The organism is Streptomyces sp. DG1A-41 (assembly GCF_037055355.1).
Lineage (GTDB): Bacteria > Actinomycetota > Actinomycetes > Streptomycetales > Streptomycetaceae > Streptomyces.
The window spans coordinates 7,821,074-7,838,854 of the sequence record NZ_CP146350.1 but is presented as its reverse complement, the minus strand read 5'-3'; the positions used below and the strand labels follow the sequence as shown (position 1 = coordinate 7,838,854).

Genomic DNA, 17,781 nt, shown 5'->3' with positions numbered 1-17,781 from the left:
CGGGGCAGGCGTGTGCGAGGCAGGGCAGAGCAGGGAGCTGTGCTGGTGAGCCGTGCTGTCGAGAACGGTTACGCGGGTGAGAACAGGTGGTCGCTGATGAGCCGGGCCGCGCCGATGACTCCTGCGGCGGGTCCCAACTCGCCCAGGACGATGGGCAGATTGCCGGTCGCGAGCGGCAGCGACTGGCGGTAGACCTGGGTGCGGATCGCGGCGAGCAGGGTGTGGCCGAGGCCGGTCACCCCACCGCCGATCACCACCAGGCCCGGGTTGAAGAAGCTGACCAGGCCGGCGATGACCTGGCCGGTGCGGTTGCCGCCCTCGCGGATCAGGTCGAGTGCGGTGGCGTCGCCGGCGACGGCCGCGGCGGCGACATCGACGGCGGTGAGGCCGCCGCCCGTCTCCAACCGCGAGGCCAGTTCGGCGGAGAGTCCCTGCTGGGCGGCCTCCGTGGCGTCGCGGGCGAGGGCCGCCCCGCTGAAGTGGGCTTCCAGGCAGCCCCGGTTGCCGCAGGCGCAGGGGCGGCCGTCGGGCACGGCCTGGATGTGCCCGATGTCGCCGGCGCTGCCCGTCGTACCGCGGTAGACCTCACCGCCGACGACGATGCCGCAGCCGATGCCCGTGCCGATCTTGACGCAGAGGAAGTCGGCGACGGTGCGGGCGACGCCCGCGTGCTGCTCCCCCATCGCCATGAGGTTCACGTCGTTGTCGACCATGACCGGGCAGCCGAGTTCCTGGCTGAGGGCCTCCCGCACGGGGAAGCCGTCCCAGCCCGGCATGATCGGCGGGGCCACCGGGATGCCCTCGGGGAAGCGGACCGGGCCCGGGACGCCGATGCCGGCGCCGTCGAACCCCTCCGCGAGCCCCGAGGCCTTCAACTTGGCGGCCATGGCCAGGACCTGCTCGAAGACCGCGACCGGGCCCTCGCGCACGTCCATGGGGTGGTTGATGTGCCCGAGCGTCTCCAGTTCGGCGTTGGTGACGGCGACGTCGACCGAGGTCGCGCCGATGTCGACGCCGAGGAAGCGCAGGTGCGGATTGAGCCGGATGTTGTGGGAACGGCGGCCGCCGCGCGAGGCGGCGAGTCCGTCGGCCACGACCAGCCCCGTCTCCAGCAGCCGGTCCACCTCCACGGCGAGCTTGGACCGCGAGAGGTCGACCTGGTCGCCCAGCTGGGCACGGGAGTTGGGGCCGCCGTCGCGCAACAGCTTGAGCAGTCGGGCCTGATGGGCGTTTCCGGGCCGTGCGGTCATACGTCTCACGAGCCCCTCCCCGCCTCGATCGGCCTGTGCGCGCCGGTTTTCCGCCACATCGGTGGCTTGCTTTCGGAGGGGAACGTAGCAGCGGCTGTCGAAGGTGGGAAGAAGTCGCGCAGGAATTGCCCTCCACTTTTTCCACTCAGAGGACAAAGACGCGTGACGTCTGCCTTACCTCTCAGGTAATCGACCGTCAGCGAGGCCCAGGCCAGGCTGGTTTCAGTCCTGGTTGCCCATCGGGAGGTCCCGCATGACCGACACCGCTGCCACCGAAGCACTGCTGAGGGCGGTGCCCTTCGCCGACGGGCTGGGCATCGCCCTGGAGGAGGCCGCCCCCACCCGGGTCAGGGCCGCGCTCGCCTGGGCCCCGGAGTTGTGCACGGCGGGCGGAGTCCTGCACGGCGGTGCCCTGATGACGCTCGCCGACACGGCCGGCGCGGTCTGCGCGTTCCTCAACCTGCCGCCGGGCGCGAACACCTCCACGATCGAGTCGAAGACGAACTTCTTCCGCGCCGTACGGTCGGGCACCGTCCACGCCGAGGCACGACCCGTGCACGTGGGACGCTCCTCCATCGCCGTGCGGACGGACCTGTACGACGAGGACGGCACCCTGGTGGGCCAGACCACACAGACTCAGGCGGTGCTGACCGCCGGCTGAGGCCTACGAACGCGCCCGCGCGTGGTACGAGCGCCTCGTGTGCTCCGTGTGTTCGCGCATCAGGTGGGTGGCCCGCTGTTCGTCGCGGTCGGTGATCGCCGCGATGAGTGCGCGGTGTTCGATCCAGGACTGGTGGCCGCGCTGGCGGGCGACCGGCGTGTAGTACCAGCGGACGCGGCGGTCGACCTGGGCGGCCAGTTCGGCCAGGACGGCGTTGCCGGCGAGCTCCATGATCTTCGCGTGGAAGCGGGCGTTCATGGCGACGGCCCCGTCCACGTCGTCGGCCTCGACGGCCTTCTCGCCCTCCGCGCACAGCGCTTCCAGCGCGGCGATGCCGGCACTGTCCGCGCCCGCCGCGGCGAGCCGGGCCGCCTCGGCCTCCAGGAGCGTACGGACCGTGAGGAGCTGGTCGGCCTCCTCCTCCGTCGGCTCGTGCACGAACGCGCCCTGGGCGGGGCGCAGATCGACCCACCCCTCGGTGTTGAGCCGCTGCAACGCCTCGCGCACCGGCTGCCGGGAGACTCCCAGATGCCCGGCGAGCTCGCTCTCCACGAGGTGCTGGCCGGGCTGGAGGGCACGGGTGGTGATGAGTTCGAGCAGTGCCTCGTAGACGCGGTCGCGCAGCGGACCCGGGCGTTCCAGCTTGGGTACCGCCCCCTGGGGCAGGCCTGTCGACAGCATCGCGGTCCCCCTCCTCGGCAGGGCCGTGCACGGCGCGGCGGATGCCGGTGTCGCCGCAGAGTCAGTATCGATGTCTTTCGTCTACAGTCTACGGCGCACAAGAGCCAGCACTTCGGGGAGTTGGCCCCGTCACACCACGACGGGCCTCACGGGCAGCGGACGACCTGCCCCGCGTACGACAGGTTCCCGCCGAAGCCGAACAGCAGGACCGGGTCGCCGGTGGCGACCGCACCCTGTTCGACCAGCTTGGACAGAGCGAGCGGGATGCTCGCGGCCGACGTGTTTCCGGACTCGGTGACGTCGCGCGCGACGACCGCGTTCACGGCGCCGATCTTCTCCGCGAGGGGTTCGATGATGCGCAGGTTGGCCTGATGCAGTACGACCGCCGCGAGGTCCGCCGGCTCCAGCCCGGCCCGCTCGCACGCCCGCCGCGCGATGGGCGGGAGCTGGGTCGTCGCCCAGCGGTAGACGCTCTGCCCCTCCTGCGCGAAACGCGGCGGCGTGCCCTCGATCCGCACAGCGTTCCCCATCTCGGGCACCGAACCCCACAGCACCGGCCCGATGCCGGGCTCGTCGGCGGCCTCCACGACCGCGGCCCCGGCCCCGTCGCCGACGAGCACGCACGTCGTGCGGTCGCTCCAGTCGGTCACGTCGGACATCTTGTCGGCCCCGATGACCAGGGCCCGGCATGCGCCGCCGGCGCGGACGGCGTGGTCGGCGGTGGCCAGGGCGTGGGTGAAGCCGGCGCACACCACGTTGAGGTCCATCGTGGCGGCCTGCGGAATGACGAGGCGGGACGCGACCCGGGCGGCCGTGTTGGGCGAGCGGTCGACGGCGGTGGAGGTGGCGACCAGCACCAGGTCGATGTCGGCGGGGGTCAGCCCGGCCGCCGCGAGGGCCTTGGCGGCGGCGTGGGCGGCCAGCTCGTCGACCGGTTCGTCGGGGCCGGCGATGTGGCGGGTGCGGATGCCCACCCGGCTCCTGATCCACTCGTCACTGGTGTCCACTATGCCCGCCAGGTCCTCGTTGGTGAGCACCTTGGCGGGCTGGTAGTGGCCGACGGCGGCGATGCGCGAGCCGTTCATGTGGGCGGTCCCCCTCGTTGGAACTTGGGTAACGGGATCCACCAGTCTGATCAGTGACTCGCGGGTACGGCGGCAGGCAAGGCGACAGGAAACAGGTGCCCGCGTTGTCAGCTTCGGTCAGGCCCCTTGCCGACCGGACACCCGTCGGACACCTACCCGGTGAACAGCTGCGTCGCCTTGCGGACCAGCTCGTACAGCCCGTAGGCGAGCGGTACGCCCACCCACACCCAGGCGAAGGCGATCAGCCACCGCCGGTCCGGGCTAGGCGGACTCTGACTGCTGTCGCTGGACATCGGCGGCCTCCCTCGGTGCCGGGATGTGATGACGCGGGTGGACGGGCCGGACGAGTTCGTTGGCGACGAAGCCGACGACGAGCAGCCCGATCATGATGACGAACGACAGACCGTACAGGGACGCGCCGTGCCGGCCCGCCTCCTCCTGCCGGTCGGCGATCCAGTTCACGATGAGCGGCCCGAGCACGCCGGCCAGCGACCAGGCGGTGAGCAGCCGCCCGTGGACGGCGCCCACCTGGTACGTGCCGAACAGGTCCTTCAGATACGCCGGGATGGTCGCGAAGCCGCCGCCGTAGAAGGAAAGGATCACCAGCGCGCACAGGACGAACAGCGGCTTGGAGGAGTCGCCGAACAGGGCGATGAGCGCGTACATCAGCGCGCCGACGCCCAGATAGACGCGGTAGATGTTCTTGCGGCCGATCAGGTCGGACGTCGACGACCAGCCGATGCGGCCCGCCATGTTCGCCGCCGACAACAGCGCGACGAAGCCGGCGGCGGCCGTCACCGACACGGGCGTGGCGGAGTCCGCGAAGAAGTCCGTGATCATCGGGGCGGCCTTCTCCAGGATGCCGATGCCGGCGGTGACGTTCATGCAGAGCACGGTCCACAGGCACCAGAACTGCGGGGTGCGGATGGCCTGGTTCGCGGAGACCTGCGGGCCGGTGGGCCGGCCGCGCGGTTCCCCGCGCCCCTGGCGCACTGCGCGGAACCCGGACCAGGAGCACACCCAGCAGCATGAAGACGGCGTACGACAGGCCGTGCACGAGGAAGGCCAGCGCGATGCCGGAGCTGTCGCCGCCGAACGACTCCAGCATCTGCGCGGACCACGGCGAGGCGATGAGCGCGCCGCCGCCGAAGCCCATGATGGCGATGCCGGTGGCCATGCCGGGCCGGTCCGGGAACCACTTGATCAGGGTGGAGACGGGTGAGATGTAGCCGATGCCGAGGCCGATGCCGCCGACGAAGCCGTAGCCGAGGACGATCAGCCAGTACTGCTCCACGGCCGCGCCCAGCGCGGAGAGCAGGAAGCCGGACGAGAAGCAGACCAGGGCGACGGTCATCGCCCAGCGCGGGCCGTTGCGCTCCACGAGCGTGCCGCCGAACGCGGCGGACAGGCCCAGCATGACGATGCCCAGCTGGAAGGGCAGCGCGCTCTGGGTGCCGCTGAGGCCGAGCGCGGACTCCAGGGGCGGCTTGAACACGCTCCAGGCGTAGGCCTGGCCGATGGAGAGATGGACGGAGAGAGCGGCGGGCGGGACGAGCCAGCGGCTCCAGCCCGGGGGCGCGACTGGGGGACTCATGAACCCGGAACGGTAGGCAATCACACGGAGTTGAGAAAGCGGCGCGTCGACCGTATGCGGTGAGCGGTATCCACCTTGCGCCGAACGGTCATCGCGCGGACCCTTGCTGGCTCAACGTCCATACTGTAGACAACATTTCGTCGACACGCGTCGGACAGCCCTCACCCGCCTGACGGCACTCACTCACCCGACGGCAGTCACCTCCGCGGTATCCCTCAAACCGAACGGAGTGTTTCCGTGAAAGTCGCAGTTCTCGGCGCCGGTGCCATCGGCGCCTACGTCGGCGCCGCGCTCCACCGCGCGGGCGCCGATGTGCATCTCATCGCCCGTGGACCGCATCTGGCGGCCATGAGGCAGCACGGAGTCCGGGTGCGCAGCCCGCGCGGCGACTTCACCGCGCACCCCCACGCGACCGACGACCCGGCCGAGGTCGGCGCGGTCGACTACGTCTTCCTCGGCCTGAAGGCCAACGCGTACGCGGCGTGCGGGCCGCTGATCGCGCCGTTGCTGGGCGACTCGACAGCGGTCGTGGCCGCCCAGAACGGCATCCCCTGGTGGTACTTCCACCGGCACGGCGGCCCGTACGACGGCCACCGGATCGAGAGCGTGGACCCGGACGGCGCGGTCAGTGCGGTGCTCGCGCCCGAACGGGCCGTCGGCTGTGTCGTCTACGCGGCGACCGAGCTCGAAGGGCCGGGCCTCGTCAAGCACTTGGAAGGCACGCGGTTCTCCGTCGGCGAGCCCGACCGCAGCGTGTCCACACGGTGCGTGGCGTTCAGCGAGGCCATGCAGGCGGGTGGACTGAAGTGCCCGGTCGAACCGGACCTCCGCAACGACATCTGGCTCAAGCTGCTCGGCAACATCTCCTTCAACCCGATCAGCGCGCTGGCCCGCGCGACCATGCGGCAGATGTGCCTGCACGGCGGCACCCGCAGGGTCATCGAGATCATGATGACCGAGACGCTCGCGGTCGCGAAGGCCCTCGGCTGCGAGGTCGGTGTCTCCGTCGAGCGCCGGCTCGCGGGCGCCGAGCGGGTCGGCGACCACCGGACCTCCACGCTCCAGGACCTGGAGCGCGGCAAACCGCTCGAACTCGACGTACTCCTCGCGGCGGTCGTCGAGTTGGCGGACGTCACCGGCGTGGAGGTGCCCACCCTGCGCACCGTGCACGCCATCTCGGACCTGCTCGCGCTGAGGAGCGCCGCATGAGCAAACGCGACCGAAGCCCGAAGACCTACACCCGGCTCACCCACCCCCTGGTCAGGGACTCGCGCGACGAGCCGTTCCGCCGGGCCACCTGGGAGGAGGCCCTGGACCGGGCGGCCCGCGGACTGGTCCGCAACCGCGGCGCGTTCGGCATGTTCTCCTGCGCCCGGGCGACGAACGAGATGAACTACGTCGCCCAGAAGTTCGCCCGGGTCGTCATGGGCACCAACAACGTCGACTCCTGCAACCGCACCTGTCACGCCCCGAGCGTGGCGGGCCTGTCGGCGGCGTTCGGCTCGGGCGGCGGGACGTCGTCGTACGAGGAGATCGAGCACACCGACGTCATCGTGATGTGGGGCTCCAACGCCCGTTTCGCGCACCCGATCTTCTTCCAGCACGTACTGAAGGGGATCAGGAACGGCGCCCGGATGTACGCGGTCGATCCGCGCAGGACGTCGACCGCCGAGTGGGCCGAGAGCTGGCTGGGCCTCAACGTCGGCACCGACATCCCGATGGCGCACGCGATCGGCCGCGAGATCATCGACGCGGGCCTCGCGAACGAGGCGTTCGTCGAGCGGGCGACCACCGGCTTCGAGGGGTACAAGGCCCTCGTCGAGCCGTGGACGCTGTCGCTGGCCGAGAAGGTGACGGGCGTACCGGCCGCCGCCGTCCGCGAGTTGGCACACGCCTACGCCCGTGCCGAGCGCGCCCAGCTGTGCTGGACCCTCGGCATCACCGAGCACCACAACGGCACCGACAACGTCCGTGCCCTGATCAACCTGTCCCTGCTCACCGGGCATGTCGGCCGCTACGGCGCCGGCCTGCAACCCCTGCGCGGGCAGAACAACGTCCAGGGCGGCGGCGACATGGGCGCGATCCCCAACCGCCTGCCCGGCTTCCAGGACATCCTCGACCCGGACGTCCGGGTGAAATTCGAGTCGGCCTGGGAGACCGTCATCCAGCCGCACTACGGCCTGAACCTCACGGAGATGTTCGAGGCGATGGAGGACGGCACGCTCAAGGCCGTCTACTGCGTCGGCGAGAACCCGGCCCAGTCGGAGGCGGACAGCGAGCAGGCCGTGCGGCGGCTGAAAGCCCTCGACTTCCTCGTCGTCCAGGACATCTTCCTCACGAAGACGGCCGAGCTCGCGGACGTCGTCCTGCCGGCCACCGCCGGCTGGGCGGAGACCGACGGCACGACCACCAACAGCGAACGGCGCGTGCAGCGCGTCCGCAAGGCCGTCACCCCGCCCGGCGAGGCCCGCGAGGACATCGACATCATCTGCGACCTCGCGGCCCGCCTCGGCCACGACTGGAAGTACGCCGACGCCGAGACCGTGTGGAGCGAGCTCCGGTCGGTCTCGCCCGACCACTACGGCATGACGTACGAGCGTCTGGAGGAGCACCAGGGCATCCAGTGGCCGTGCCCCAGTACCGAGGGGCTCGAACCGACCTATCTGCACGGCCGGTTGTGGGAGCCCGACCCCGCGCAACGCGGTCCGCTCGCGCCCTTCGGGATCGTGCAGCACGACCCGCCCGTGGACCTCACCGACGAGGAGTACCCGATCCGGCTCACCACCGGGCGACGGCTCGACTCGTACAACACCGGGGTGCAGAGTGGCAGTTACGCCTCGCCTCTGCGGCGCGGCGAGTACATCGAGCTGAGCCCTGAGGACGCCGAGCGCTACGGGGTGGTGGTCGGCGAGCAGGTCCAGGTCACGTCGCGGCGCGGGTCGGTGACCGCGCCCGTGTGGGTGGACACCGCGCTGCGGCCCGGGCTCGCCTTCATGACCATGCACTTCCCCGACGAGGTGGACACCAACGCGCTGACGATCGAGGCGAACTGCCCGATCGCGGGGACGGCGGAGTTCAAGGCGGCGGCGATCCGGATCGAGAAGCTGCCCGTCGCGACCATCGTGGGGTGACGTAAGTGGACCTGCACTTCGGCGACAGCAAACCGACGGACGACGAACGGGCCGCCGTCGACGCCCTGCTCGGGCCCCCGGAGTCCTCCTGGGAGGGCGCCACCCGCGATGAGATGAGGGCCGCCGATCTCCGGTGGGCCCGTGGCGGACGCGAGGCCCGGGACCGCCGCGACCTGCTGTTGCCGGGGCTGCACGCGATCAACGACCGGGTCGGCTGGATCAGCGAGGGCGCCCTCGACTACCTGTGCCTGCGGCTGACGGTGCCGCCGGCGGAGGCCTACGGGGTCGCCACCTTCTACGCCATGTTCTCGGTCAAACCGCGTCCGGCGACCGTGCTCCACGTGTGCACGGATTTGGCGTGCGCGGCGGCCGGGGCGCCGGAGCTGTGCGCGGGGATCGAGGAGCGGCTGGGCCTCGGCAGCGGTGTCGCGGTCGAGCGCAGCCCCTGCCTCGGTCTGTGCGAACGGGCCCCGGCCGCCCTGGCGATCAGGGCCGGGGACCCGGTCCGTACGGCGGTCTCGGCACCGACGACCGTCCACGACGCCGTCCTCGCCGCGAGCGCGCCCGACTCGGCGCCGGAAGAGCCCCCGGCCGCGCTGGCGGTGCCCCAGGCCGGGCAGGACGGCCTGATGCTGCTGCACCGCGTCGGGGTGGTCGACCCGGCGTCCCTCGACGACTACCGCGCCCACGGCGGCTACACGGCCCTGCGCCGGGCCTTCGAGCTGGGCCCCGCCGGGGTCATCCGCGAGGTCACCGACTCGGGCCTGGTCGGGCGCGGCGGCGCCGCCTTCCCGACCGGCCGCAAGTGGCAGGCCACGGCGTCCCAGCCGGACCATCCGCACTACCTCGTCTGCAACGCCGACGAGTCCGAGCCGGGAACCTTCAAGGACCGGGTGCTCATGGAGGGCGACCCGTACGCGCTGGTCGAGGCGATGACGATCGCCGGGTACGCGACCGGCGCCCGCAAGGGCTTCCTCTACCTGCGCGGCGAGTACCCTCGCGCGCTGCACCTCCTGGAGCACGCGATCGCGCAGGCACGCGCGCGTGGTCTGCTCGGCGACGACGTCCTCGGCCAGGGCTACGCCTTCGACATCGAGATCCGGCGTGGCGCGGGGGCCTACATCTGCGGTGAGGAGACGGCCCTGTTCAACTCCATCGAGGGCTATCGGGGCGAGCCCCGCTCGAAGCCCCCGTTCCCCGTGGAGAAGGGCCTGTTCGGCAAGCCGACGGTCGAGAACAACGTCGAGACACTCGTCAACGTCCTGCCGATCCTCACCATGGGCGCCCCGGCGTACGCGGCGATCGGCACGGGCAGGTCCACCGGGCCGAAGCTGTTCTGTGTGTCGGGCAAGGTGGAGCGGCCCGGCGTCTACGAGCTGCCGTTCGGCGCGAGGCTCGGGGAGCTGCTCGGGCTCGCCGGAGTCCGCGAGGGGCTGCGGGCGGTGCTGCTCGGCGGGGCGGCGGGCGGTTTCGTACGGGCCGACGAGCTCGACATCCCGCTCACCTTCGAAGGGACGCGGGAGGCGGGCACGACGCTCGGCTCGGGGGTCGTCATGGCCTTCGACGACAGCGTGCCCCTCCCTCGGCTCCTGCTGCGCATCGCGGAGTTCTTCCGCGACGAGTCGTGCGGGCAGTGCGTGCCGTGCCGGGTCGGGACCGTGCGGCAGGAGGAGGCGCTGCACCGGATCGTGGAGCGCACCGGCGCCGACGCCGCCGGGGACATCGCCCTGCTGAGGGAGGTCGGCCGCGCGATGCGGGACGCCTCGATCTGCGGTCTGGGGCAGACCGCGTGGAATGCCGTGGAATCCGCCATCGACCGTCTGGGGGCGTACGAATGACCGTCACACCACTGGGGATCCCGCGCCGCATGCTGGAGTTCACGGTCGACGGCGAGGAGGCCCGGGTCCCCGAGGGCTCGACCATTCTGGACGCCTGCCGGGCGGCCGGGAAGGACATCCCGACCCTGTGCGAGGGCGACACCCTGCGGCCGAAGAATGCCTGCCGCGTCTGCGTCGTCGAGGTCGAGGGCGCCCGCACGCTGGTCCCGGCCTGCTCCCGCAAGGCCGAGCCGGGCATGGAGGTGCGCACCGACACCGAGCGGGCCCGGCACAGCCGGAAGATCGTCCTCGAACTGCTGGCGTCCTCGGTCGACCTGTCGACGACACCGCGGGTCGCCGAGTGGCTCAAGGAGTACGAGGCGAAGCCGGACCGCTTCGGCCCGGACGCGGCCCGGCTCAACGAGGAGCCGAAGGTCGACAACGACCTGTACGTGCGCGATTACGACAAGTGCATCCTCTGTTACAAGTGTGTGGACGCCTGCGGCGACCAGTGGCAGAACACCTTCGCGATCTCGGTCGCCGGGCGCGGTTTCGACGCCCGGATCGCCGTGGAGCACGACGCGCCGCTGACGGACTCGGCGTGCGTGTACTGCGGGAACTGCATCGAGGTGTGCCCGACGGGCGCGCTGTCGTTCAAGTCCGAGTTCGACATGCGCGCGGCGGGTACGTGGGACGAGTCGCGGCAGACGGAGACGACCACGGTGTGCGCGTACTGCGGAGTGGGCTGCAACCTGACGCTGCACGTGCAGGACAATGAGATCGTGAAGGTCACCTCGCCGCACGACAACCCGGTGACCCACGGCAACCTCTGCATCAAGGGCCGCTTCGGCTACCAGCACGTACAGAACCGGGGCTGATCAGACATGGGACGAGTCACGGAACGACGCAAGGTGCTCCGCATCCGGGACGGGGCGGTCTCCAGCCGTCCGGACACGCTCGTCGCCGAGGAACCCCTGGAGATCCGCCTGAACGGCAAGCCCCTGGCGATCACCATGCGCACGCCGGGCGACGACTTCGCACTGGCGGCGGGCTTCCTGGTGAGCGAGGGGGTGCTGGGCGGGCAGCGGGACCTGAGGAACATCGTCTACTGCGCCGGGGCGACCGCCGACGGGTCGAACACCTACAACGTGGTCGACGTGCAGACGGCCCCGGGCGTGGTGATCCCCGAGATCACGCTGGAGCGGAACGTCTACACGACCTCCTCCTGCGGGCTGTGCGGCAAGGCGTCGCTGGACGCCGTGCGCACGACGGCCCGCTGGCCCATCGCCGACACTCCCCCGGTCCGGGTCACTCCCGAGCTGCTCGCGGACCTGCCCGACCGGCTGCGCGCGGCCCAGCGGGTCTTCGACCGGACCGGCGGCCTGCACGCGGCGGCCCTCTTCTCGGAGGACGGCGAGCTGCTGGACGTCCGCGAGGACGTGGGCCGGCACAACGCGGTCGACAAGCTGGTCGGCCGCGCCCTCCAGAACGGAGATCTTCCGTTGTCGCGGACGATCCTGCTCGTCTCGGGCCGGGCCTCCTTCGAGCTGGCACAGAAGGCCGTGATGGCCGGCATCCCGGTCCTGGCGGCGGTGTCGGCGCCGTCCTCGCTGGCGGTGGACCTGGCCGCCGAGACGGGCCTGACGCTGGTGGGCTTCCTGCGGGGCAGCTCCATGAACGTGTACGCGGGTGAGGACCGGATCGCCCTGCGGGCAGCGGCCGCCCAGGGCTGAGCAGGTTCCCCCGCGACACGGCGGCGGGGCCCCGACCGGCGGGGAGCGCCCCCTGCGCCGCAGGGGCCCCGTCTCGGCCTGACCGGGCCAGGCTCGTGATCAATACCCCTGGGAGCCGTCAGTCCGTCGTACCGGATATCCGGAGCAGCATGCCCGTGAACTGCTCGCGTTCGGCCTCCGACAGGGGGGCGAGCAGCTCGTCGTTGGCCGCGCGGGCCGCCTTCTCGCAGCGCGTCAGCAGCCGGGCTCCCCGGGCGGTGAGGGACACCGCGTTCTTCCGCCGGTCCTTCGGGTCCGGCTCGCGTACCACCAGGCCCGCCGCCTGGAGGTCGTTCAGGATGCCGACCAGGTCCTTGGGGTCCAGCCGGACCGCGCGGCCGAGGTCGGCCTGGGCGACGGGGCCGAGGTCCCGGACGGCGGACAGCACGACGTGGTGCCACATCCGCATGTCCTGCTCGGCCAGGGCCGCGGCCACCAGGGCCCGGCCGCGGGCGGCGGCACGGCCGAGCAGCCAGCTGGGCAGGGAGCGGATCGCGGGGAGGGGGGCTTCCGACATGGCCGCAGCCTAACCAAAAAATCGTTGGTCATCCCTATGATCGCCCTATACCGTTGGGCACCCCAACGAATCCGCGGGGACCACCGACGAACCCGGAGGTGCGATGCGCCGCGTCCGCTACAAATCCCGAGGCGGCCCCCTGTTCATGGAGGAGGCACCGGCCCCTGAGCCCGGCCCCGGAGAACTGCTCGTGCGCGCGGAGGCGATCGGCGTCACGCTCCCGGTCGTACGCAAGGTCGGCGAGGCGGCGGAGCCGGTCCCGCTCGGCGGCGAGATCGCCGGGGAGATCACCGCCGTCGGCGAGGGCGTCACCCGCTTCGGCACCGGCGACCGCGTGACGGGGCTCTGCTTCGGCCACGGCTACGCCGACTTCGCGATCCTGCACGAGGCCATGACCTCCCCGGTCCCGGCGGACGCCGACGCCGTCACGGCGGTCGCCCTGGTCCGCAGCGGCCTGGTCGCCCTCGGCGCCCTGGAGGCCGCACGGCCCGAGCCGGGCGAGGCGGCCCTGGTCACGGCCGCGGCGAGCGGTGTCGGCCACCTGGCCGTGCAACTGGCCAGGACGCGGGAGGCCGGACGGGTCGTGGGGGCCGTCTCCGACCCGGCCAAGGCCGGCTTCGTCCGCGGCCTCGGCGCCGACCACGTCGTCACCTATGGTGACGACAGCTGGGGCGCACCGGTCGACTACGCCCTGGACGCGGTCGGCGGCCAGCTGCTCACCCCGGCCCTCGCCGCGCTCGCCCCGGAGGGACGGCTGGTGGCGTACAGCTCGGGCGGCGGCACGATCCAGGCGTACGACCTGCTCGTGGGCGCCAAGTCGGTGATCGGGTTCCAGGTGGCCCGCATCGCCCGCGGGAAGCCGGAGTTGTACGAGCAGTGGCGTGAGGAACTGTGGCGGCTGTTCGCGGCCGGGGAGGTCGAGCCCGTCGTCCACGGGGAGTTCGCCCTTCAGGACGCGGCGAAGGCGCACGGGGAGATCGATGCGAGGGCCAACCTCGGCAAGGTCGTCCTGATCCCCTGAGGCGCGCTTCTTGTGGGGGGTCTGTGAAGCCAAGTACCGTCTGTGGCCCGCACATGGGACGTGGGATGTCCGATTGTTCGCATGTCCGCTCCTCGGTCATCCGTTCCCATGCCTCGGCGGTCCAGCCGACAGACGCATGAAGGGCAGGTCGCACCATGCCGTCAAGTCTTCGCGCACGTCTGAGATCCACCCTGACAGCCGTTCTCACCGCCGCCGCACTGCTCGCGCCCACCGGTCCGGCCCATCCCCAACCCACCACCGGCTTACCGGAGTTCGAGCAACAGGTCCTCTTCAAGGCCTCCCAGGACCCCGGTTACGCGTGCTTCCGGATCCCCGCGATCGTGCGGACCACGGCCGGCACGCTGCTCGCCTTCGCCGAGGGCCGCGTCCTCAACTGCGGTGACGCGGCCGACATCGACATCGTCCTCAAACGCTCCACCGACGGCGGCCGCACCTGGGGACCGCTCCAGGTCGTCAACGAGGGCGCGGGCGACACGCACGGCAACCCGGCGCCCCTCGTGGACCGCAGGACAGGCCGGATCCTGCTGGCCGAGACGTACAACACGGGCCGTACGGACGCCGGCAACTGCACCGTCCCCTGCGACCGCACCCCGCATCTCCAGTACAGCGACGACGACGGCCGGACCTGGTCCGAGCCGCGCGACCTGAGCGACGAGATCCTGCCCGAACACTGGAACTCCTGGTACGCCACCGGGCCCGTGCACGGCATCCAGCTCACCCGGGGGAAGCACGCCGGGCGGCTGGTGTTCGGCGTCAACACCGAGACGTGGGACGGCAGCCGGGTCACCGCCAACCACGCCGCGCTCATCGTCAGCGACGACGGCGGCGACCACTGGCGGATCGGCGCCACGGACTCCTGGCCGATAGCGCAGGACGGCACGTTCCGGCAGAAGCCGTCGGAGGTGACGCTCACCGAACGGGCCGACGGGGCCGTCCTCGTCAGCGGCCGGGAACAGGACGGCACCGACCTGGGCCACCGCTCCCAGACCCTCAGCCTGGACGGCGGCGACAGCTTCGCCACGCCCTTCCGCGGCCTTCCGGACCTCTACACCCCGCAGGTCCAGGGCGCGACCCTGCGCCTCGGCGACCGGCTCCTGCTGTCTGCCCCGGCCGACCCCGACCGCCGCCGGACGATGATGGTCCGCTCCTCCTACGACGGCGGGCGCACCTGGGACAGCGTGGACCGGGGCACGGTCGTCACCACGGACTGGTCCGGCTACTCCGACATGGCGGCGGTCGACGCCTCGACGGCGGGCCTGCTCTACGAGGGCGGCGCGGTCGACGCCCGCGACGAGATCCGCTTCGCCCGCTTCACCGAGGACTGGCTGAAACCGCGCCGCGGCACCGATCCGACCACCCGTGACGCCGCGTCGGGCGCGAGGCCCGCGGCCGTGCTCGGCGGTGCCGGGCGGACGGCCGGTGCGCGCGGCGGTGCGCTGTCCTTCGACGGCACGGACGACGCCGTACGTCTGCCGTACCGGTCCCGACTGCCGCTCGGCGAGAGGGACTTCACGGCCTCGCTGTTCTTCCGCTACACGGCCACGGCCGGCGAACAGCCCTTCCTGTGGATGGGCGGCATCGGCAGCACCCAGCCGCAGGTCTGGTTGCGCGGGGAGCCGGCGAGCGACCGGGTCCGGGCGCTCATCACCACCCGGTCGGGCGCGACGACCGTCAGGACGGCCTCGGTGTGGACCGCCGGCGCCCACAACGACGGCCGCTGGCACCACCTGGTCCTGCGCCGGGGCGGCGGGCAACTGACCCTCTTCCTCGACGGCACGCCGCTGAGCACCACGGACGTGCCGGGCTCGGTCAGCCGTAACTCCCCGTTCGGCGTGCACATCGGCCAGCGCATGGACAGCCGGGCGTTCCTGACGGGGGCGATCGACGACGTCCGCGTCTGGAACCGGGCCCTCACCGACCAGGAGGTGGCCGCCGGCGCCAGGGGCGCGGCGGCCAGGGGCACGGTGCTGTGGCTCCCCATGGACCAGGTGAGCGGCAGCAACTAACGTCACGGCACGTGCCCGACGACGCAGAGACAGCACGAGCACGACAGCGCACGGGAACCGGGATCGGCCTGCTGCTGGTCCTGGTTCTCGGGGCCGCGCTGCTCATCGCCCTCCCGGAGGACGAGAGTCCGGACGACGACGCCGCCTGCCGGGCGCGCACGGTCCGCTCCTGGCAGGCGAACGACGGCCTCACCGCCGAGTTCGCCCGCTACGGCGACGACGCCACCCGCACCGACGACTGGACCGGCGGCGACGGCACCCACTCGGTGCGGCTGCCGGACGGCCGGGTGCTGTGGCTGTTCTCGGACACCTACCTGGGCCGGGTGTACGGCCCGCCCAACCCGGCCGGCGAGTCCCACGCCTGGCGGGACACCACCGCGCCGCTGGTGCGCAACTCGGCCGTGCTGATGCGCGACGGCCGGCTGGAGAGCACCCTCCCCGCCCCGCTCTTCGCCGACCCGGCGCCGGGCCAGTGGCGCTGGCCGGTCGCCGCCCGCGTCGAAGCCCGCTCCCCCGGCTCATCGGAGCAGGTCGTCCGGGTGCTGCTGTGGGTGCGCACGGCCGGCCAGGCCCCGTGGATCTACGGCGTGCCCACCGCGACCGAGGTGGCCACGCTGTCGCTGCCCGATCTGCGGCTGGAGTCGGTCGTCAAGGTGCTCGACCAGCAACTGGTGCCCGACCCGTCCCGGCGGGTGCTGTTCGGCACGACGCTGGTCGAGGAGGACGGCTGGACGTACGTCTTCGGCGGCGACGACGGCCAGGCCGCCTCCCGCCCGGCCTCGCACGCGTACCTGGCGCGGGTGCCGGAGGGCAGGCTCGGGGATCCGGCGGCCTGGCGGTACTGGACCGGCTCGGCGTGGGCGGCCGGCGCCCGCCCCCGGCCGGTGCTCGGGGACGGGCAGCGCAAGGGGGTGGGCAGCGCGTTCTCGGTCGTCCGGGACGGCGGGACGTACGTGCTGTTCACGATGGCCACGGGCACCAAGGGCCTGACCACCGTGGCCTCGTACTGGGCGTGCTCCCCGGCCGGGCCGTGGCACGGACCCGCGAAGGAGTTCAGCCCGTCGCTGCCGCAGGGCCAGGTGGCCGCCTACAACCCGCAGGCGCACCCGGTGCTGAGCGGCGACGGGCGTCTCGTGCTGAGCTACGACGTCAACTGGCTGGAGACGACGGGCGCCGCCGCCCAGCTCAGCCGGAACGTGTCCCTGTACCGACCACGGTTCGTGACCCTGCGGCTGGCTCCGGCGCGGTGACCTCCGGGCGGGGGTCGCGCGAACGGCGCTTGGCGATCACCGCGCAGACCATCAGCTGCATCTGGTGGAAGAGCATCAGCGGCAGCACGGCCAGCGAGGCCTGCGGGCCGAACAGGACGCTCGCCATGGGCAGTCCGGCGGCCAGGGACTTCTTCGAGCCGGCGAACTGGAGGGTGATCCGGTCCTCTCGGCCGAAGCCCAGCGCCTTGCCGCCGTACCAGGTCAGCAGCAGCATCACGCCGAGGATCACGGCCTCGACGACGAGCAGCCCGCCCAGCCGGAGGGGGCTGACCCGGTGCCAGATGCCCTGGACCATGCCCTGGCTGAACGCGGCGTAGACGACGAGCAGGATCGAGCCGCGGTCCACCAGGGCGAGGACCTTCTTGTGCCGGGTGACGAAGCCGCCGATCCAGCGGCGCAGCAGCTGTCCGGCGAGGAACGGCACGAGCAGTTGCAGCACGATCTTCAGCAGCGAGTCGCCGGAGAACCCGCCACCGCTGCCTCCGAGCAGCGAGGCCGCGAGCAGCGGGGTGGCGATGATGCCGATGAGGGAGGAGAAGGAGCCCGCGCAGATCGCGGCGGGCACGTTGCCGCGGGCCATCGAGGTGAAGGCGATCGAGGACTGCACGGTCGACGGGACGAGCGTGAGGAAGAGCAGGCCCTGGTAGAGCGGGTCCGCCAGGATCACCGGCACCAGCCCGCGGGCCGCCAGGCCGAGCAGCGGGAAGACGGCGAAGGTGCAGGCCAGGACGGTGACGTGGAGCCGCCAGTGGCGCAGGCCGTCCAGTGCCTCACGGGTGGACAGCCGGGCGCCGTAGAGGAAGAACAGCAGGGCGATCGCCGCCGTGGAGGCACCGGACGCGACATCGGCGACCGTCCCGCGAGCCGGGAACAGGGCGGCGACACCCACGGTCGCGAGGAGGAGAAGGATGAACGGGTCGATCGGCATCCGACGCGGTCGACGCAGGCGTTTCA

The 17,781-nt window shown here is 71.9% G+C and carries 15 protein-coding genes and 1 pseudogene; 9 read left to right on the top strand and 7 right to left on the bottom strand.

Annotated elements, in window-relative coordinates; translation table 11 throughout:
- Nucleotides 1–68 precede the first annotated feature (68 nt).
- Nucleotides 69–1,250: an ROK family transcriptional regulator gene (locus V8690_RS36245; RefSeq protein WP_338785578.1), complete on the bottom strand. Its 1,182-nt coding sequence runs from the start codon at nucleotides 1,248–1,250 to the stop codon at nucleotides 69–71.
- A 253-nt stretch (nucleotides 1,251–1,503) separates the two neighbouring features.
- Here V8690_RS36245 and V8690_RS36240 point away from each other — a divergent pair, with 253 nt between their 5' ends.
- The gene (locus V8690_RS36240; protein WP_338784277.1) at nucleotides 1,504–1,911 is read left to right on the top strand and encodes a PaaI family thioesterase; all 408 of its coding nucleotides are present in this window, start codon (nucleotides 1,504–1,506) and stop codon (nucleotides 1,909–1,911) included.
- Between the two features lie 3 nt (nucleotides 1,912–1,914).
- Here the strand turns inward: V8690_RS36240 and V8690_RS36235 are convergent, their stop codons facing one another.
- The 4 genes and pseudogenes from V8690_RS36235 to V8690_RS36220 form a co-directional block, all read right to left on the bottom strand.
- Nucleotides 1,915–2,592, bottom strand: coding sequence for a GntR family transcriptional regulator (locus V8690_RS36235; protein WP_338784276.1), 678 nt, complete (start codon nucleotides 2,590–2,592; stop codon nucleotides 1,915–1,917).
- 146 nt (nucleotides 2,593–2,738) lie between these two features.
- Entirely contained in the window at nucleotides 2,739–3,677 is a 939-nt protein-coding gene (locus V8690_RS36230) for a beta-ketoacyl-ACP synthase III (RefSeq protein ID WP_338784275.1), read from the bottom strand.
- A gap of 152 nt (nucleotides 3,678–3,829) precedes the next feature.
- Entirely contained in the window at nucleotides 3,830–3,970 is a 141-nt protein-coding gene (locus V8690_RS36225) for a hypothetical protein (protein ID WP_010045941.1), read from the bottom strand.
- A pseudogene (locus tag V8690_RS36220) lies at nucleotides 3,939–5,271 on the bottom strand (OFA family MFS transporter). The gene V8690_RS36225 and the pseudogene V8690_RS36220 overlap by 32 nt, the downstream one beginning before the upstream one ends.
- A gap of 237 nt (nucleotides 5,272–5,508) precedes the next feature.
- Between V8690_RS36220 and V8690_RS36215 the strand changes: the two are divergent.
- Genes V8690_RS36215 through fdhD form a run of 5 tightly spaced genes read left to right on the top strand, consistent with a single transcriptional unit; the run spans nucleotide 5,509 to nucleotide 11,952 of the window.
- Complete coding sequence (locus V8690_RS36215) at nucleotides 5,509–6,480, top strand: 2-dehydropantoate 2-reductase (protein ID WP_338784274.1); 972 nt, start codon at nucleotides 5,509–5,511, stop codon at nucleotides 6,478–6,480.
- Complete coding sequence (locus tag V8690_RS36210; RefSeq protein WP_338784273.1) at nucleotides 6,477–8,402, top strand: molybdopterin-dependent oxidoreductase; 1,926 nt, start codon at nucleotides 6,477–6,479, stop codon at nucleotides 8,400–8,402. Before V8690_RS36215 ends, V8690_RS36210 begins: the two co-directional genes overlap by 4 nt.
- 5 nt (nucleotides 8,403–8,407) lie before the next feature.
- On the top strand, nucleotides 8,408–10,240 hold the full coding sequence (locus tag V8690_RS36205) for an NAD(P)H-dependent oxidoreductase subunit E (RefSeq protein WP_338784272.1): 1,833 nt from the start codon (nucleotides 8,408–8,410) through the stop codon (nucleotides 10,238–10,240).
- Nucleotides 10,237–11,097 carry a 2Fe-2S iron-sulfur cluster-binding protein gene (locus V8690_RS36200; protein ID WP_338784271.1) on the top strand — a complete coding sequence of 287 codons (861 nt, stop codon included), beginning with the start codon at nucleotides 10,237–10,239 and terminating at the stop codon, nucleotides 11,095–11,097. Before V8690_RS36205 ends, V8690_RS36200 begins: the two co-directional genes overlap by 4 nt.
- A 6-nt stretch (nucleotides 11,098–11,103) precedes the next feature.
- Nucleotides 11,104–11,952: a formate dehydrogenase accessory sulfurtransferase FdhD gene (gene fdhD, locus V8690_RS36195; RefSeq protein ID WP_338784270.1), complete on the top strand. Its 849-nt coding sequence runs from the start codon at nucleotides 11,104–11,106 to the stop codon at nucleotides 11,950–11,952.
- 118 nt (nucleotides 11,953–12,070) lie between these two features.
- Here the strand turns inward: fdhD and V8690_RS36190 are convergent, their stop codons facing one another.
- On the bottom strand, nucleotides 12,071–12,508 hold the full coding sequence (locus V8690_RS36190) for a MarR family winged helix-turn-helix transcriptional regulator (RefSeq protein ID WP_338784269.1): 438 nt from the start codon (nucleotides 12,506–12,508) through the stop codon (nucleotides 12,071–12,073).
- Between the two features lie 103 nt (nucleotides 12,509–12,611).
- On the opposite strand from V8690_RS36190, the gene V8690_RS36185 reads away from it, so the two are divergent.
- The 3 genes from V8690_RS36185 (at nucleotide 12,612) to V8690_RS36175 (ending at nucleotide 16,806) form a co-directional block, all read left to right on the top strand.
- Complete coding sequence (locus V8690_RS36185) at nucleotides 12,612–13,529, top strand: zinc-binding dehydrogenase (RefSeq protein WP_338784268.1); 918 nt, start codon at nucleotides 12,612–12,614, stop codon at nucleotides 13,527–13,529.
- Between the two features lie 155 nt (nucleotides 13,530–13,684).
- A complete protein-coding gene (locus V8690_RS36180; protein WP_338784266.1) occupies nucleotides 13,685–15,556 on the top strand; it encodes a sialidase family protein in 1,872 nt (623 codons plus the stop codon).
- Between the two features lie 11 nt (nucleotides 15,557–15,567).
- Entirely contained in the window at nucleotides 15,568–16,806 is a 1,239-nt protein-coding gene (locus tag V8690_RS36175; protein WP_338784265.1) for a DUF4185 domain-containing protein, read from the top strand.
- On the opposite strand, the gene V8690_RS36170 is transcribed toward V8690_RS36175, so the two are convergent.
- On the bottom strand, nucleotides 16,742–17,755 hold the full coding sequence (locus tag V8690_RS36170; protein ID WP_338784264.1) for a bile acid:sodium symporter family protein: 1,014 nt from the start codon (nucleotides 17,753–17,755) through the stop codon (nucleotides 16,742–16,744). The two genes, V8690_RS36175 and V8690_RS36170, sit on opposite strands and share 65 nt — an antisense overlap.
- Nucleotides 17,756–17,781 lie beyond the last annotated feature (26 nt).

Coding starts and splice junctions, on each gene's coding strand:
- V8690_RS36245 (WP_338785578.1), bottom strand. CDS start 1,250: ATGACCGCACGGCCCGGAAACGCCCATCAGGCCCGACTGCTCAAGCTG.
- V8690_RS36240 (WP_338784277.1), top strand. CDS start 1,504: ATGACCGACACCGCTGCCACCGAAGCACTGCTGAGGGCGGTGCCCTTC.
- V8690_RS36235 (WP_338784276.1), bottom strand. CDS start 2,592: ATGCTGTCGACAGGCCTGCCCCAGGGGGCGGTACCCAAGCTGGAACGC.
- V8690_RS36230 (WP_338784275.1), bottom strand. CDS start 3,677: ATGAACGGCTCGCGCATCGCCGCCGTCGGCCACTACCAGCCCGCCAAG.
- V8690_RS36225 (WP_010045941.1), bottom strand. CDS start 3,970: ATGTCCAGCGACAGCAGTCAGAGTCCGCCTAGCCCGGACCGGCGGTGG.
- V8690_RS36210 (WP_338784273.1), top strand. CDS start 6,477: ATGAGCAAACGCGACCGAAGCCCGAAGACCTACACCCGGCTCACCCAC.
- V8690_RS36200 (WP_338784271.1), top strand. CDS start 10,237: ATGACCGTCACACCACTGGGGATCCCGCGCCGCATGCTGGAGTTCACG.
- fdhD (WP_338784270.1), top strand. CDS start 11,104: ATGGGACGAGTCACGGAACGACGCAAGGTGCTCCGCATCCGGGACGGG.
- V8690_RS36190 (WP_338784269.1), bottom strand. CDS start 12,508: ATGTCGGAAGCCCCCCTCCCCGCGATCCGCTCCCTGCCCAGCTGGCTG.
- V8690_RS36185 (WP_338784268.1), top strand. CDS start 12,612: ATGCGCCGCGTCCGCTACAAATCCCGAGGCGGCCCCCTGTTCATGGAG.
- V8690_RS36180 (WP_338784266.1), top strand. CDS start 13,685: ATGCCGTCAAGTCTTCGCGCACGTCTGAGATCCACCCTGACAGCCGTT.
- V8690_RS36170 (WP_338784264.1), bottom strand. CDS start 17,755: ATGCCGATCGACCCGTTCATCCTTCTCCTCCTCGCGACCGTGGGTGTC.